Here is a 16,501-nt window from a genome sequence, read left to right as displayed (position 1 = left end):
AGTTTCGGAATTTAAATTCCGGCTTCGCTCTTTTTGTGTTGTTGCAGTTAATCATCCGTTCTTAACGCATGTTACCGATGATGGATGATCTTGAATCCTGCATTTTTTTGACAAAGTTCGTCATGACATCAAACGCTTCATTGCGCTTGTTGGACATGGACTGCAGACGAAGCATGTCCATCTGCTGGGAATTGCTCGCAGCATCAATTTGACCTTTCAGCTTCTGAACAGCTGCTTCATCCCCGTTTTGTTGAGCTATCGACAATTGTGCATTCAAATCTGCAATATAATTGTTACGGTTCTGTACTTCCTGAATTTGTGTCTGCAATTGGGCATCCAATAATTTGGTGCGTTCTTGTTGAACCAACATCAAAGCAGTTTCGATATCCATACTTTGAATATTAGCCATAGAAATACTAGAGATATTCGAATTAGAGATTGTGCTTGCCGAGGCTGAAGACACGATTGACACAGCTGCAATAGCAGCAACCATCGTTGAAGTGACGAATTTTCCTGTACGTTTCATTGTTCAATTTCCCCCGATTAGATATGTAATATGTACCATTATAATGTAGTTTCTTTCGACATCTTATATCAAAAGACCTAGATGTACAATCAAATTAACATCAAATTTGAATTAATTTTGATAACCCTTACACATGCCTACCTTCGCTTACAAATTGAGTAAATTAAAAAGAAAATTATAAGTAAACGTGCATTCTTAAGGGCATATTTACTACTACTAGATTGTTCTTTACGCCTACGCTTGAAAGTAACAATAGAGATCGAAGATACGTTCATGATTTTACTTTAGAAAATGGTTATGTTATATTAAATAATAGATTTTACACAATTTAATTTTGTGATATTTAATATAAATTGATGTTATACACTTTACGGGAGGTTTTTATATGAAAAAGATACTGGTTGTTCTAACAAATGTAGATAAATACGCAACGAAGGACGAACCTACCGGCTTGTGGCTGAGCGAAGCAACTCACTTTATTGAAGAGTTTGACCGTAATGACAATGTTCAGATCGATCTGGTTAGCCCTAAAGGGGGTAACGTACCTCTTGATCCGAAAAGTCTCGGTGACTCCCTGGATGAGAGCACCAAAACCTATTTTGAGAACGAAACATTCATGAACCAATTGAAGAACACGTTGAAACCTGGCGAAGTAAACGCGAGCGACTACGATGCAATCTACTTCACAGGCGGTCACGGTACGATGTGGGATTTCCCGGACAATGCGGAACTTCAAGAGCTTTCTCGTGAAATCTATGAAAAAGGTGGCGTTGTATCCGGCGTGTGCCACGGGGTTACAGCCCTGCTGAACGTGAAGCTGTCCAACGGCCTGCTTTTGATCAACGACAAAACGGTTTCCGGCTTCACGAATGAAGAGGAAGCATTGGCTCAACAAACCGAGTATGTTCCTTTCCTGTTGGAAGATGCTTTGAGAGAACGCGCTGCACAATACGATAAAGCTGCTGCATTCAGTTCCTATGTCACAACTGATGGCCGCGTAGTCACAGGACAGAATCCGCAATCCAGCAAAGCGGTAGCTGAAAGTGTTAAACAATTGCTTGGTCTGTAACATATAGATGTACAAAGCAAAACAGCATGTGATCCGTCATGACCTGACAGAACACATGCTGTTTTTTCTAGTGATTTGTTGATGCAGAAACTTCCGTCGTTGTTCCTCCAGCCAGACGCTTCACGATATAAGGCACGGTCACCGACGTCAGGATCACGGCAAACGCAATCTGAGCGATAGCGGTGTCCACATAAGGCGCATACGCCGGATTGAACCCGGCAGCCATCGATGGTACCACCATGGACAATCCAGCAACCGAACATGTCGCAGCCGCTGCGTAACCGGGCCGTCTTAATATCGTGCGATCAATTCCAATGAGCGGCAGCATGCAGATCAGTAAAAATAACACCGTGACCAATAAGCCGGATAGACTGGATTGAAATGCAATACGCAGATCAATATTCGACCCAAAGCTTGTACCCAGGAAAGGCAGCAGAATCAGTGTTCCCGGAGCGAACATCTTCTGTATGTTGCGATCCAGGTTACCAAGAAGTATGCCGATAAAAAAAGGTACTAGCGTAGCAAGAACACTAAGGTAATCCATACCAACACCGCTTGCCGAATTCAATATCATGACCGGAATAACCGGTACGGCAATCAGATTCAGAATGCCAAACGCAGCACGATCCACATCATCTCCGTACGTGTTCATCAAGGCCAGATATAACCCTGGATTACAACTGGTCAGAACGGCGATGAAAGCTACTGCAGACACGCCTCCAACCCCACTAATGCCAAAAAAGTGTACAAATGCCCAGCCGAACAGGCAGCTGATGAGAATACGTGAAATACAGAGTACTCCTGCTCTCTTCAAGGTCATCAGAAGCTGTGACAGATTGAGCTGTGTGCCAGACACGAGCAAAATCATGCCAATCAGCACCATGGTACCTTTCGATGTGAACAGCGCTGTTGTTGGATCTCCGATCTGAAAGAACGACGGGAAAATCGTGTTGATAACCGCGGCGGCAAGCATAGGAACAATCAGCAAGCCGCCAGGGATTTTTTTGATTCGGCCCAGAATATTCATGACCTGTTACAGTTCTGCTCCGTTGGTACGGATCACATTCTGATACCAGAAGAACGAATCCTTCCGATATCTTTTCAGCGTACCATTGCCATAGTCATCCTGATCCACGTAGATAAATCCGTACCGTTTGCTCATCTCGGAAGTCCCTGAACTGATCATGTCGATCGGCCCCCACATCGTGTAACCCAACACTTCGACGCCATCCGCAATGGCGAGTCCCATCTGTTCGATATGTTTGCTCAGGAAATCAATCCGGTAGGGATCGTTGATCGTTCCGTCCTCATTCAGCTTGTCGTAGAAGCCTGAGCTGTTCTCCAGGATGAAGACCGGTTTTTGATACCGATCATAGACGAGATTTAGCGTATACCGCAGGCCAATGGGATCAATCTGCCAACCCCACTCGTTTGCAGGCAAATGCGGGTTTTTGTAGACACTGTGTACGTTCCCGGCTGTTAATTCAAGTTGTTCGGTATCACTGCTGGAAATCATGGAGTTGTAATACGACATCCCCACGAAGTCAGCCGTATGTGCGCGAATGTTATCCAGATCGCCGTCCTCGATGTTCAACCGGATCTCCTTGTTTTTGAAATACGTTTTACTATAATAAGGGTACTCGCCTTTATTGAGCACATCCAGATAGAATTGATTTTTCATCTGATCATCCTGCTGCATCTGAAGTGCATCCTCCGGCTTGCATGTGTATGGGTACGTTGTAAAATATGCCACCATGCTTCCGATCTGGTTATTCGGATCAATCTCATGGGCCATCTTGGTTGCTCTGGACGCAGCTACAAATTGATGATGCAATCCCTGAAACAGCATTTCCTCATAATTCGGTGCATCATAATCAATGATTCCCAGCGTCTTGGCAGATGCCTTCACGCTCATGTTGATCTCGTTGAACGTCACCCAATATTTCACTTTGCCCTTGTAGCGATTGAACAGCACATCACAATAGTTCACATACAGATCGATCAGCTTGCGGTTGTACCATCCTCCGAACTTGTCCATCAGTACAATCGGTGTATCAAAGTGGCTAATGGTGATCAGGGGCTCCATGCCCTGTTTCAGACATTCATCAATAACCTGATCATAGAACTCTAGTGCCTTTTCGTTCGGAGCGGCATCGTCGCCACCTGGAAATACTCTGGCCCAAGAAATGGAATAACGGAACACTTTGAAGCCCATCTCGGCGAATAATGCGATATCCTCACGGAAGTTATGATAGAAATCGATCCCCCGGCGCTTTGGATATTTAACCGTATCCGGGTCGTTCCGGGCCTCTTCTATCATCTCCCAATTCACTCTGATCTGTTTGGTCACCTTGCGGTCGTTCTTCTCGTTAAACTTCATCACTTCGGGAATGGTCAGACTCTTGCCGTCCACATTATAAGCACCTTCAGCCTGACAGGCAGAAAGCGCCCCGCCCCACAAAAAATCTTTTGGAAAATTAGAATGAGTCATTTTAGTTTCCTCCTGTTAGATACGTGTTATTTAAATGGTCTTATCTAAGGTTCTAGGGGATTAGCTTGATCAAAGGTTCACTCTCCCGGATCGGGCCGCTGGTCGCTGTAGTCAGCACATCTCCGTACTGTTGCATGTTGGTTACCACAATCGATGTAATCGTGTTATATCCTGCTGACGTAATGCCCTCCGGATCAAACTCCACCAATAAATCCCCTGCCTTGATTGTCTGTCCCTGTTCGATATGGGCGTTAAAATATTTCCCTTTCAGACTGACGGTATCCACTCCGATATGAATCAGGATCTCGACACCATTCGCAGCTTTCAATCCGATGGCATGTTTGGTGCGATAAAGCGCTTCGACTACCCCGTCAAATGGAGCATATACCTTGCCATCTGTCGGAACGATTGCAATGCCTTTACCCATCAATTCTTGGGCAAACGCTTGATCCTCCACTTCAGAGATCGGTTTGATCTCCCCTGTCATTGGACTAACGATAAGCATGTCAGAAGACGTGGATGTCAGTGATGATACGGACGCTGTAGTTGCCTCTGTGGCAACGGCTGTTTGATTGCTATTTACTTTATTCGTAGCTTGTTGCTGCGATTTATTTCCATCTGTATCTTCCTTGATGCCCGCCAACAGCGTGAACACAAACCCGAGTACAACTGCGGCAATACAACCAATAACGACATACATGTAACGATCTGATGTATACGTGCCAATTGCCAATACACCTGGCAGTGAAATTGCATTCGCTGTTGTATGCACCAAGCTGTAGAATCCACCGACTAATCCACCTGCCAGGCAACCTGCGAAAAAGGGACGTTTATATTTGAGCGTAACACCATAGATCGCTGGCTCAGTAATCCCGAACAAAGCGGTAAATCCACTCGAAGCAGCTGCTGATTTCATCGTTTTACTCTTCGTCAGTACAAACACACCGAAGGCTGCTCCAGCCTGAGCCAAATTCGCTGCCAGTGCTGTTGGTAACAGCACTGTTGCACCAAGTGTAGCCACTTGTTGAACCTGAATCGGCATGATCGCATAGTGCATACCGAACATGACCATAATTGGTTTGAAAAATCCAAGGATGGCACCAGCAAGAACACCTGCGGTTGAGAACAATGAGTTGATACCATTGGTCAACCAGTCACCGATATATGAACCTACTGGGCCAAGCACGATTAGTTCCACTGGAATCATAATAAACAAAACAATCATTGGGGTAAGCAGGACCTGCAGAAACTTGGGAATCACTCGATTGACGATCGGATACACATAACTCATAATCCATACCGCCAAAATGATTGGAATGACGGAAGAGGAATATTTCATAAGCAGAATCGGCATGCCGAGAAAATCGATACTATTTACACCCGTCTCAGCAATCTGAGCCGCAGCGTTCAAAATGGTTGGATGCATTAATCCCGCAGCAAGAGCTACCGCCAAGTAGGGATTGGTTTTGAAACGATTTGCTGCACTAACAGCCAGGAAGAATGGCATAAAGTAGAAAATGCAGTCCCCAATCATGTTAATGATCGTCAGGAAACCGGAGCCTTCCAGGTAACCCATGGCAGTTATAACCGTAGCCAAACACTTGATCATCCCGCAACCAACAAGTGCTGGCAGAACAGGTGTGAATATACCTGCGATGGTTTCAAGCACTACATTGACGGGGTTACGTCTCTTTTTCGGTCCACTGTCTGTAGACTCCGTAAGCTCGCCAATCTTGTCAGAGGTTAGATTTCTCACTTCACTATAGACTGCATCTACCTTGGCACCGATAACAACCTGAACCTGTCCACCGGAATTTTGTGCCTTGAGCACGCCTTCGAGCTGATCCAGCGCCTTGAGGTCTGCTTTGTTATCATCCTTTAATACGAATCTCAAACGGGTTGCACAGTGTGTCAGACCCGATATATTTTGCTCGCCGCCAACGAGATCAAGTACGTTTTTAGCCAAGTCTTTGTTGTTCATGACCCTTCTCCTCTACATGAATAAATTGGATATATAAAAAATGACCAAGCCGGGGAATCGTCATTCCCTACGCTTGGTCATGCCTGATCGAATCAGTAACAGTCCAATATGGATTATTCGGTTAGTTCCTTCACTAGTTCATTCCGTTGGTTCATTTGAGATCAATCGTTGAATATGCAAGATCAGATATAATTTTTCATCATCCGAACAGGTCCAGCCGTAATTATTTTTCAGGAAATCAGCAATCTTCTCCACACAAGCCAGTTCTTTCGGAAACTTCTCCTTCACCATCAGGAACAGAGATTCATTCTCGTCTTTGAGCGATTTACCGCTCATCTGCCTCAGAATGAAATACCGGATATGTGTGGCAAAACGCATGAAATGGATGGAATCCTCCTGAAAGTCAATTTTGAGAGCATATTTGATCACGGACAGGATCTCGCCCGTAACTGTGGTTACCTTCGTGGTATCCGTCATCTCTCCAGAGCCCACCTGTGCATTAACAAAATGCAGAGCAATCAGTGTTGTTTCGGCTGTTGGCAGAGCGATATCCGTTTTTTCCTGAATCAGCTTCAGCGCATCCTCCCCCACCCGGGTCTCGTCCGGATAGAGTGTCCGCACTTCCCATTCCAGCGGATTTTTGATACGGATACCTTCTCTCGTTCGGGTTAATGCAAAACTGATATGGTCGGACAGGGTGAGAAGCAGATTCGGGTTAAATGTTTTATTCAGGATCTGACTGCCCAGCTTAATGACTTCCTCCGCGAGATAAATATCCTCAATCGGAATACTGTTCAGCAGATCATACATCCGGATGTTCTTTGGTGCTACGAATATTTTTTCCACCAAGTCCGTCTCCGTCAGCTCATAGGGAGTTTTCAGAAATCCGACCCCTTTACCTACGACAAAAACCTCTTCGTTATGTTCATTAATAGCGATGGCTACGTTATTGTTTACTTTCTTGATAACCTTCAATGTTCTCACCCCCCAACAAAAATAAAAAAAGACCGAAAGCGATTACAGTAAAGCAATCGAATTCGGTCATGCCTGGTTTCCCCAGTAACAGTCCGTGTTATGAATATAAGTTTATTATAGTGCTGTTTTTGAAAAAGTCAATCATCCAATCTTAGGGAAAAACCAGCCAAGTGCTGGCTTCATCCCTCCAATACGAAAGGAGCTGTTATCCATGGGTTCAACCGATCTCGTTAACCAGGCCATCCAAGGAGATCGTGAAGCCTTTATCCGGCTTATTCGAGACATTGAAAACTCTTTGTACAATACGGCAAAATCCATGCTGAGAAAAGAGGAGGACGTGGCCGATGCCATTCAGGAGACAATCCTGAACGCATACAAATCGGTGCATACACTCCGGGAACCCCGGTATTTCAAAACCTGGCTGTTTCGCATCCTCATCAATGAATGTAACACGATGCTGTCCCGCCGCTCTCTCTCCACCGCTTATGCGGAAGTACCTTCAGATAAGCAGGAGCATTCCAGTCCCTACGATGAGGTCGATATGCGAGAAGCGGTAGACCGTCTGGAGGAATCGAAACGAATTGTTGTCGTTTTGCATTATTTTGAGGACCTGTCCCTGCGTCAAGTCGCCGATGCCCTCAATATTTCCGAAAGTGCAGTGAAAATGAGACTTACTCGGGCAAGGCAGGAGTTATATCAGAAATTCAAAAATTTTCGGGAGGTAAACTTACATGTCAAACCCGTTTAATATCGATCAGGAATTAAAGAACCAAGCGAAGGAGCGTCCTCTGATGTCTGAACTCGTGCGTAACCGGATTGATGCCACACTGGATTCTCTGCCGGCGTCCCCAAACACATTGAAAACGGAACAAACTTTGCGCTCCAGTCGGCGGCACAAGCGATGGCACAAGGCTGTAGCTGCGACGATCGCAGCCGGAGTATTGGGCGTGACCGTATTTGCATCCGGCTTTGTATCACCGGCCATGGCTGCCTCCTTGCGCAATATCCCACTCGTGGGCAGCCTCTTCAGCTCAATCGAAGCCGATATGGGTCTGCGAACGGCGGGCAACGACGGCTTGACTACCCCTGTTAACAGCAAGGTTGCTTACCAGGATGTGAAGCTGGAAGTCCTTGAAACAGTTTATGATGGTACCCGTGCTGCATTTCTGGTTCATTTCACTGCGCCTAATCTGAATCAGGGTGAATATGACAATGGCAAGGACATCGTGAAACTGAGCAGTGGTATTGAGAATGTCTTTTTCAAAGTCGACGGGTCCCTTTCGAATAGCGGACTGTTCTATAGTTCGGTAGGAGAAACGCAGCCAAATACACTGCTCTTTGAGCAGGTCATTTCCTCCGATCAGGGAACGGCACAATTGCCGGATCAGTTCGACGCCAAGGTTCAATTGACGTTGCAGGGCATCGATCATGAGTTCGAGCTGACGGTTCCATTTGCCAAATCAACAGAAAACATTCATCAGGTTCTGCCTAATACAGCCATGACCAACAATTTGTATACTGCCGCTGTTACGGAAGCTGTGGTTACCCCTGTCACTACCCGTCTAACTACTGTTATCAGTTTGAACGATAAGAGTACTCTTACGGCAAAAGAGCAGGAACAGCTGAGTCACGTCGGATTTGCCGTCTATGATGATCAGGAGCGGCAGCTAACCGCTCTCAGCGGCGAAGGCCTATACGAGGGTAACCAACTGAAATCGGAACGCATATATGCCACAACTGCCAAGGATGTAAAATATCTGATAGTAAAACCTTTCGAGATCAAGGATGATTTTACGGAAGAGGTTAAAGACACTCAATTCATCAAGGGAATGGAAATGAAGATTCAGCTTCAATAGCCTGATCTCATTTCCTTATGAAGGAGCCATTCCATGTCCATCCAATATTCAATCTCATCTCCCATCGTACTTGGCCCATTATTCGTTCTGGTCCTGCTTGCCCTGATGATCCACGCCAGGGTGAGCAAAACCAGGTATACGGTCAGACAGTATGTGTCGATGCTCGCATTTGCCATATATATGTTGGGCGTTATGCACTTTGTATTTTTCCCTATCGACGTGAACATCGGAATCTATGCCAATCAAACTCCATGGTATCAAAGCATTCAATGGATTCCGCTCCTGACCGCGGATGCACCAAGCTTTCTCCTCAACATTGTGCTGTTTATGCCACTGGGGTTCATGCTTCCTTTCATCAAGCCTTGGATTCACTCGATACGAACAGCAGCATTCGCAGGATTGAGCGTAAGTTTCCTCATTGAAATAACACAGTTGCTGCTTCGAGCGACCTTAGGCAACGGTCGCAGCACTGATCTGAACGATTTGATAGCCAATACAACAGGATGTGTCCTTGGTTATGTCATCCTGAATATGTTCACAAAAAGCTCCATCGGACATCGCCTGCTGGCCCTATGGGAGTCACCGCGGGGAGTATCATCCAAAGACATGCAGTAAATGAATTTTAACAAGCATAAAGCCCCTGAAGGCAAAACATGGTCCATACACCAAGATGAAAAAAGCCGTCTGCTATGGTACAATGAAAGAATTGTGTATTCAGAGACAGACATGTGGATAAAGGCCATGAACGAAGGATTTCTGATGCGCTTTTATCCATTCATCATGCTGCCATTTTAGGGAGGCTTATGGAACAACCATGCTCATTATTGGTATCGCCGGAGGAACCGGCTCCGGTAAAACGACGGTAGCTCGCTCCGTCATAGACCGTCTGGGATCAGCTAAAGTTACGTTTATATCCCAAGACAATTATTACAAAGACCAGTCGCAGCTCACACCTGAGCAACGCCGACTCACCAATTACGATCACCCGTTTGCATTCGATAATGATCTGTTGATTGAGCATCTCACCCTGTTGAAAAAAGGCCAAGCGGCGTATGCTCCCGTATATGACTTCACCATAGATAATCGTGCTGCCAATGAGACGGTTGAACTGGCACCGAACCATATTGTCATTGTAGAAGGATTGCATGTGCTGATTGATGAACATCTTCGCAGTCTGATGGACATCAAAGTATTTGTTGATACTGATTCCGATGTTCGGATTCTACGGAGAGTCCTGCGGGATATTGAAGAGCGCGGACGCACGATCCAATCCGTGTACAAACAATATCTCGAAACGGTAAAACCAATGCACGATGCTTTTATCGAGCCATCCAAAAAGTATGCCGATATCATTATTCCAGAAGGCGGACATAATGAAGTAGGTATTCAGATGTTATCCATCCTCACTGAGAAATACCTCACCGGGGAAAATTGGAACGGCGCTTAATTTGCGCAATGCAACGCAACAGAAATCCAGGTTACGATACTGCGTAATCTGGATTTTTTGTTGATTTTTCATTTATAATAGTCCCCAATAGTTGAAAGGAGATCTACCCCTATGGCTACTTTTGAAGAGTTCATGCAGCATGACATCCGGGTTGGTACCGTGGTGGAAGCCGAACCCTTCCCCAAGGCTCGCATACCCGCTATTAAAATGACGATCGACTTCGGACCACTTGGTCTTAAACGCTCCAGCGCTCAGATTACTCAGCGATACACGCCTGACATGATCATTGGCAAACAGGTCGTTGCTGTAGTTAATTTCCCACCTCGGCGGATTGCCGGTTTTGTCTCTGAAGTACTTGTGCTTGGCGGCTTGCCTGGTGAAGGCGATGTTGTCTTGCTCTCACCGGATAGCCCATTACCTAATGGAACACCGATAGCCTGACTTTATTTTGAGTAAGAAGAATATGGGCTTTTCAAATGTTTGGAAATCGAGTATTCTTGATTTATTGATTATTGAATTGACTATTGATGGAACTACATATGTTGGAGACCTTAAAGCATAAGGCTATGAATCTGCGGATTCGTGGCCTTTTTTTGTGTTTTTTTGATGGAATATAGGTCTGGAGAAGTAGTAAGGGTTGAGCGAAGAGGAGGAGTTTTGTTGATAAATCATACCAACAGCCTAGTTATACATGGTAGAATATTGATTATTATTACAAATTTAGTATCTAGTAGCCTGAAAAGTACATATCAAGGAGAGAAATTCACAATTGAGAGGAGCAAAATTCATGAGAAAAATGATGATTTCCGGCGTAGCGGCATTGGCTTTATTAACAGGGGGTATCGCAGGTTTTGGAGGTGTTGGGAGTTCTGTAGAAGCCGCACAAGTTACAACTAAATTCAAGGACGTTCCTTCTACACACTGGGCATCTTCAGAAATTAATTTGGCCGTGGAACAAGGTTATTTCAAGGGGTATGCCGACGGGACATTTAAACCAAGCTCACCGGTCACCAAAGCTGAAATGGCAAGTATTCTGGGACGTTTATCCGACCAGCCTAATGCATCAACACAAGAACAAAACAATTTCACAGACATACCCGAGTGGGCAAAAAGCGGTGTCTCTATTGCTATAGCAAAAGGTTTTATCAGCCCTTCTAATTATAAGGGGAAATTGGATGCACAAGGCGCTCTTCAACGAGGAGAAATGGCTACTTGGCTGACGCAAGGGCTAACCGTGGTTGATCCTGAGTATAAACAAGCACTCTCTGATGTGACCAACACCGTTGTGCCTGCAAAGGAATATTTCACAGGCAAACTCGCAAGCGCTCAAAAAAATGCAGTCGCTGTTGCCCTGGGAACGGGACTGATGAGTGTAGCAAACGATAAAACATTTGGCGTCGATCGTACAACAACACGAGCTGAAGTAGCTGTATTGATCGCCCGTTATGCAGCAGTTGCCAAGACAAAACCTGCTGATTTTCAGGGGCTGAATGAGCTGCGAGCGGTGGGTTTGACGGGAACGAATTTGAGTATTATTGCGCCAACGTATCAGAAAGCAGGACCAGAAAAATTTTCTGAGTCTTATGATTACAGCAAAGTAACTGGCGATTTTGCGAAAGTCCGTAATCAAGAATTAGTTACAGTAACGAATTATGCAGATCTGAAGGTAAAAAACTGGATCATCGTCAATCCATATGTGAAAGAAACTGAGAGAAGTATCTATTATCCCGTTTTCGTTGATGAAAAAGATAGATTACTGAGAGGCGCTTATTATTCTTTTACAGAGTTTGATATTAGTATTAAAAACTCTATGAACCAACTGCAAGCTGGTAGTCTTATCAATTCCCCAACTATTAATGCTTTAACTTCTCCAAGCACTAAAGCCTTTAACGAGTATGGACTTAAACATATAAATGATTTACTCGGACCCAAAGGCGTTTTTATTGAAAAAAAACCTGTTTACTGGGCACACGGTCTCTTACATTTTGACAAGTCACTAAATCCTGGAGTACGTCTGACGCTCAAAGATGGAACAATCTTTACTGTAGTACCAAATTAAACTATGAAAAGGGTGTTCCAATGTGCACTTCTATAAATTGTTAAAGAGGTTATTAATAGCATATATAACATTATGCATATTGTTCCCATCCCCTTCAGTAGTTTTTGCTGGAGGGGGGCCTGGAACTAAGCCAGTTTTAGAAGCCTCTCATTTAGTGCCTTCATCCCCTTCAAAGTCTCAGAAAAAAGTAATACCCGTTGAGGGTAGTGGAATGTCTAATATCGGTGTTTATGTTTACCAGCTAGATAATTTAAGATGGAGTGTAGATGGAGAATGCAACGGCCAAACATTAAGCAATAATCCCGATACCAACAAACCAAACTCATCATTAGTTTGCGTAAATCTTACACTAGATGCACCAAGCTACAAACCCTCTGAGTACTTTGATCGTTCAGGTCAGAGATATACTAGAAGTGAATTAACTTCAATCTCGTTAAAGCCCATGTATATGGATAACACACAATATTACTTACCAGGCAAACCAATCTTGGTTAGTGTGGAATCATTTGACGGTGATACGGTAAAATTCACAACTCAAATCGGAGGTGCTATTGAACCATTAGGTCACAGACCCTATAATCCACCTAAATATTCCGCCGACTATGTATTTAATACCGATATATATTGGCGGGCCGTTGCCGAAATAACCAAAGAGATTAACCTAACCGCTGGCGGGCAACTTAGCTTGAACCAGTCCAAACAATTAAACGCAACGGTCAAAACGAAAAATGGTGATGGAAACTTTGGTGCAGAAACCAATGTAAACACCGGTAGCGGTGGTACAACAACATGGGAATCATCCAATCCTGGTGTCGCAACCGTGAGTAACTCTGGAGTGGTCCAAGCCGTCAGCAGAGGAACCACAACCATCAAAGTACTGTGGGAAAAGGATGATTTTGAGCTAACTACCACAACAAACATTGGCGTTGAAGAAAATCCGGGTCCTGGTGGTGAGGACGGTAACGGAGGCGGTGGAGGTTGCACGCCAACGGTTGGACCACCTTCTGCTGGAACCATCATGAACATGAGTGATCTCGATCCAAATGCCAACGGTGTTATTAAGTCAGATAACAGAGATAATGAGACATTCAATGTGTTAAAAGGGATCCCTACTTCCGAGTCACTCTACACAAATACCTTTGCTGACAATTACCTGTTTAAACAAGCCTGGGCGAAAATGAGCGGTAAAGTTACATACAACTGTAATGTCACAATCTCGTACGACAGAGAGTGGACAGTACCTGGACCAGAGGAATGTGATGATGATGGCTGTACATCAGGGACACCTGTACCTGCGAACGACACGGTACCCAAGCCATACAACTTCCAAATCACAAGAGACTACTCCTACTGGAAAATTAATAACCTGGAAGTATATAAGATCGCTAAAGCAACCATGAACAATTACGCTTTGCCCGGTGAGACCGTTACGATGAATCCATCAGGATACACACCACCAACACTGGAGTCTAAACATGATGAATCCGTAGAAAGCCATGTACGACCAGGGCAAACCACTTCAATCTCATATACTCCACCCAAATTAACAGGTGGTTTGAACCAACCTCCCAGTGTGCCTGATGATACATCACGGTTAAAAGGGATGGCTGAATCCAACACACCTCAAAGTAGAGTGAATAATGATCTAGTGAAATTCAACAACACAACCATTATGAATGATGTAGAAGCAACCAAAGATGGCCCAACACCATCCAACATCCCTAATCCAACGACGATCAGTCGCGATGTGCTGTACAAACCGGGTAATATAATCAGCAATTCCCTGCTGAATAAAGCAAACACGACAAGCTCTGGTGAGATCTATTATGATTTGCTACCAGGCAACGTGGATGGCGGCGCCAATAAAATATTACCGATTAACGGCATCAACACCGTCACCGTACATACCCCTGTCGTCAACTACGCCTGGGTATCGGATGATCAGCCGCATAATCAGAAAACCGTGCCGGACCCAACAAGCGCTGCACTCATTCTGGAACGTCCGTTCATTGTGAGAATTCCCACATCGGGACAGCACTTGGACGCAGCAAGTTATCCTGGATATGGGAATCGGGACTATGCCAAATATTTTCGAATCAAACAGGTGCAATTCCCGTTTGATGTCTACAACGCAGACCGGAGTCAGTTTATCCCTGCCAAGACATGGGTCGATATTCCGGTCAATCAACTGGATACCACATTCTACCTTCCTGTATGGGTAGACGAGGGAAAATACCATATTACATTCCGCAATATTGCAGAGAATGCACCTGCAAACTTTACCGAGCAAAAGGATGCTAATACCAATTTGGCACATCATGTTGCAGCAGACACCGTACCGGTAGATGTCATCGGAAGGTTATATGATTTTCACGTCACTGATATCTCTGATTACAACTGGGAAAATGTATTTCGCAAGCGGCTGGGCAGTCCCGAACCAACGGGCCTTAGCTACTGGGCTGGAATCAATAGCATCGATGGTGATCCTCGGGGTAACCTGGCTCCATTTGTATTGCCCATTCGACCGGGAAGCCACCCGGTACAGGGATTTGCTAACGCACTTGTGAAGACAGGGTACCATTTCAAGTTTGATCTGAAGACCAAGGGCAATATGTTTGGCAATCAGGATGGTATTCGAATTACACCCAATTTTGCTTTTGTGAGTAAAGACGGGTCTTCCCGGAAAGAAGTAGATCTGTACTACCATCGAGGCCAGGAACGCCTAATCCGCATCGGATCGGCACAGGATCTGGAGAAACGATTTGTTGTCCTGAACTCGCGGCTTCGGAATGTACCCGGCACAGAGTTAGGCGATACCGCGCGTTATCAGTATACTTATGAACTGACAGCGGAAGAACGCAGCCAGCGTACGTTGGCAGAACATATGGTTCGACTAGTCGATCAGACATCTCATCAAAAAACATGGATAGGTCGTTATGACTGGATGATCCTGTCCGCTCCGATTCGGACACTCATCGGGCCCAAAACGGAGATTCCTTCCGGGGTCAACGTGGACCGGGCCAATGCAGCAATCCAGCGTTGGTACGGGGAGTACAGCTTGCCAGCCGATGTATATGCCGTACCAAAAGGGACGGATCTCGAACCCCTTGCCCAACAAAATCAGCTGGATGAGAAATCGAAGATTTTTCTAAAGAATGGTTATATCGTAGTTAACTTCAACATGGAGAGCCTGCGGAATGGAAATACAGAGGCGCCCCATCTGCAATACATTCATGCACCACTGATGAATCAATGGCAGATGGAGGGTTTCAACAAAACGCCAACAGACAGTCACGGCAGAACCTGGCCGCTGAAGGATGGCGACATTGTCTTTTATCATGCTGATCAGTCTAGCCGGAACGACTTCCAATCGCAAGTACCACACTAGTTTGAATCTCTCATGTCAGCACGACTGGCTAAGCAGATGTAACCAACTACATGTGGACAGAAGAGTCTATATGCGGAGTATCTCTCCAAAATAAGACTAACTGTCTGTATAGCGATAACACCCAATGAAGCAATCAATAAATATATGATGAAATAGACATGAGGGCAGATAAAATACTATGCAGCCTTCACAAAACTATGGTGTACTGAATTGATATAGGTGCACTGAACGACATAAGATGAAGCATTCAGAAGCTATTGCTGTATCACGTTCCAACTTACACACAACATACCTGTTAAACAACAAAAGGGTTATCCTGAAAGTCATCTATGGACTTCTGGGGTAACCCTTCTTGCATCATTCTCTTTTTATAACCTTACTTAGACTATAACGAAGACCCGCACATTGTATTATCCTGACAGACTTTCTCCAGGAGACGGGTAGAAAAAATCATGCTCTCTAAACACCTTCCTATCTCCCTTAGGGTACTACTGTGTTAGTTAAACCTGGCAGGTCTCCTAGCTCCAGACTCATCGTCACTTGCATCTCCTTCCCGGCTTCAGTGGATTATCACTACCTGACTCCTCTGTTACAGTGGCGGGACCGCGCCGGTATTACACCGGACTTCCCTATTAATTTTCCACCCTGACGGGCAAAGCACCAAGTTCCACATATTCAATTACACTTCTGTATCAGAATAGCGGGACAA

At 45.0% G+C, this 16,501-nt stretch carries 13 protein-coding genes and 1 riboswitch; of the genes, 8 read left to right on the top strand and 5 right to left on the bottom strand.

Features of this window, described 5'->3' with window-relative positions; all coding sequences use genetic code 11:
* Positions 1–61: 61 nt before the first annotated feature.
* Positions 62–526 carry a hypothetical protein gene (locus MHB85_RS01345; protein WP_274599304.1) on the bottom strand — a complete coding sequence of 155 codons (465 nt, stop codon included), beginning with the start codon at positions 524–526 and terminating at the stop codon, positions 62–64.
* A gap of 385 nt (positions 527–911) precedes the next feature.
* Between MHB85_RS01345 and MHB85_RS01340 the strand changes: the two genes are divergently transcribed.
* Positions 912–1,595, top strand: coding sequence for a type 1 glutamine amidotransferase domain-containing protein (locus MHB85_RS01340; protein WP_192136140.1), 684 nt, complete (start codon positions 912–914; stop codon positions 1,593–1,595).
* Positions 1,596–1,662: 67 nt separating this feature from the next.
* Here the strand turns inward: MHB85_RS01340 and MHB85_RS01335 are convergent, their stop codons facing one another.
* The 4 genes from MHB85_RS01335 to MHB85_RS01320 form a co-directional block, all read right to left on the bottom strand.
* Positions 1,663–2,622, bottom strand: coding sequence for a 2-keto-3-deoxygluconate permease (locus MHB85_RS01335; RefSeq protein WP_192136142.1), 960 nt, complete (start codon positions 2,620–2,622; stop codon positions 1,663–1,665).
* A gap of 6 nt (positions 2,623–2,628) precedes the next feature.
* Positions 2,629–4,086, bottom strand: coding sequence for a glycoside hydrolase family 1 protein (locus tag MHB85_RS01330; RefSeq protein ID WP_105602212.1), 1,458 nt, complete (start codon positions 4,084–4,086; stop codon positions 2,629–2,631).
* Between the two features lie 52 nt (positions 4,087–4,138).
* Positions 4,139–6,067: a beta-glucoside-specific PTS transporter subunit IIABC gene (locus tag MHB85_RS01325; protein WP_192136144.1), complete on the bottom strand. Its 1,929-nt coding sequence runs from the start codon at positions 6,065–6,067 to the stop codon at positions 4,139–4,141.
* Positions 6,068–6,205: 138 nt separating this feature from the next.
* Entirely contained in the window at positions 6,206–7,051 is an 846-nt protein-coding gene (locus tag MHB85_RS01320) for a PRD domain-containing protein (protein WP_341072256.1), read from the bottom strand.
* A 202-nt stretch (positions 7,052–7,253) separates the two neighbouring features.
* Between MHB85_RS01320 and MHB85_RS01315 the strand changes: the two genes are divergently transcribed.
* The 7 genes from MHB85_RS01315 to MHB85_RS01285 all read left to right on the top strand — a co-directional run bounded on the left by MHB85_RS01315 (position 7,254) and on the right by MHB85_RS01285 (position 15,792).
* Positions 7,254–7,790, top strand: coding sequence for an RNA polymerase sigma factor (locus MHB85_RS01315; protein WP_192136148.1), 537 nt, complete (start codon positions 7,254–7,256; stop codon positions 7,788–7,790).
* Positions 7,774–8,898, top strand: a complete 1,125-nt coding sequence (locus MHB85_RS01310) for a DUF4179 domain-containing protein (RefSeq protein ID WP_192136150.1) — start codon at positions 7,774–7,776, stop codon at positions 8,896–8,898. The genes MHB85_RS01315 and MHB85_RS01310 overlap by 17 nt, the downstream gene beginning before the upstream one ends.
* Positions 8,899–8,931: 33 nt before the next feature.
* The gene (locus MHB85_RS01305; protein WP_192136152.1) at positions 8,932–9,513 is read left to right on the top strand and encodes a VanZ family protein; all 582 of its coding nucleotides are present in this window, start codon (positions 8,932–8,934) and stop codon (positions 9,511–9,513) included.
* A 199-nt stretch (positions 9,514–9,712) separates the two neighbouring features.
* Positions 9,713–10,345 (top strand): uridine kinase, encoded by a 633-nt coding sequence (gene udk, locus MHB85_RS01300; protein WP_036616377.1) that lies wholly within the window; start codon positions 9,713–9,715, stop codon positions 10,343–10,345.
* A gap of 111 nt (positions 10,346–10,456) precedes the next feature.
* Positions 10,457–10,786: a chaperone CsaA gene (csaA, locus tag MHB85_RS01295; protein ID WP_192136154.1), complete on the top strand. Its 330-nt coding sequence runs from the start codon at positions 10,457–10,459 to the stop codon at positions 10,784–10,786.
* Positions 10,787–11,132: 346 nt separating this feature from the next.
* Positions 11,133–12,404 carry an S-layer homology domain-containing protein gene (locus tag MHB85_RS01290; RefSeq protein WP_192136156.1) on the top strand — a complete coding sequence of 424 codons (1,272 nt, stop codon included), beginning with the start codon at positions 11,133–11,135 and terminating at the stop codon, positions 12,402–12,404.
* A 448-nt stretch (positions 12,405–12,852) separates the two neighbouring features.
* On the top strand, positions 12,853–15,792 hold the full coding sequence (locus MHB85_RS01285) for a DUF5704 domain-containing protein (RefSeq protein ID WP_341072255.1): 2,940 nt from the start codon (positions 12,853–12,855) through the stop codon (positions 15,790–15,792).
* A 491-nt stretch (positions 15,793–16,283) separates the two neighbouring features.
* A riboswitch (cobalamin riboswitch) is annotated at positions 16,284–16,472 on the bottom strand.
* Positions 16,473–16,501: the final 29 nt, after the last annotated feature.

It is taken from the genome of Paenibacillus sp. FSL K6-4396, from assembly GCF_038002525.1.
Lineage (GTDB): Bacteria > Bacillota > Bacilli > Paenibacillales > Paenibacillaceae > Paenibacillus > Paenibacillus amylolyticus_B.
Note: the sequence above shows the minus strand (reverse complement) of the source record. Positions and strands in the feature narration are given on the sequence as shown.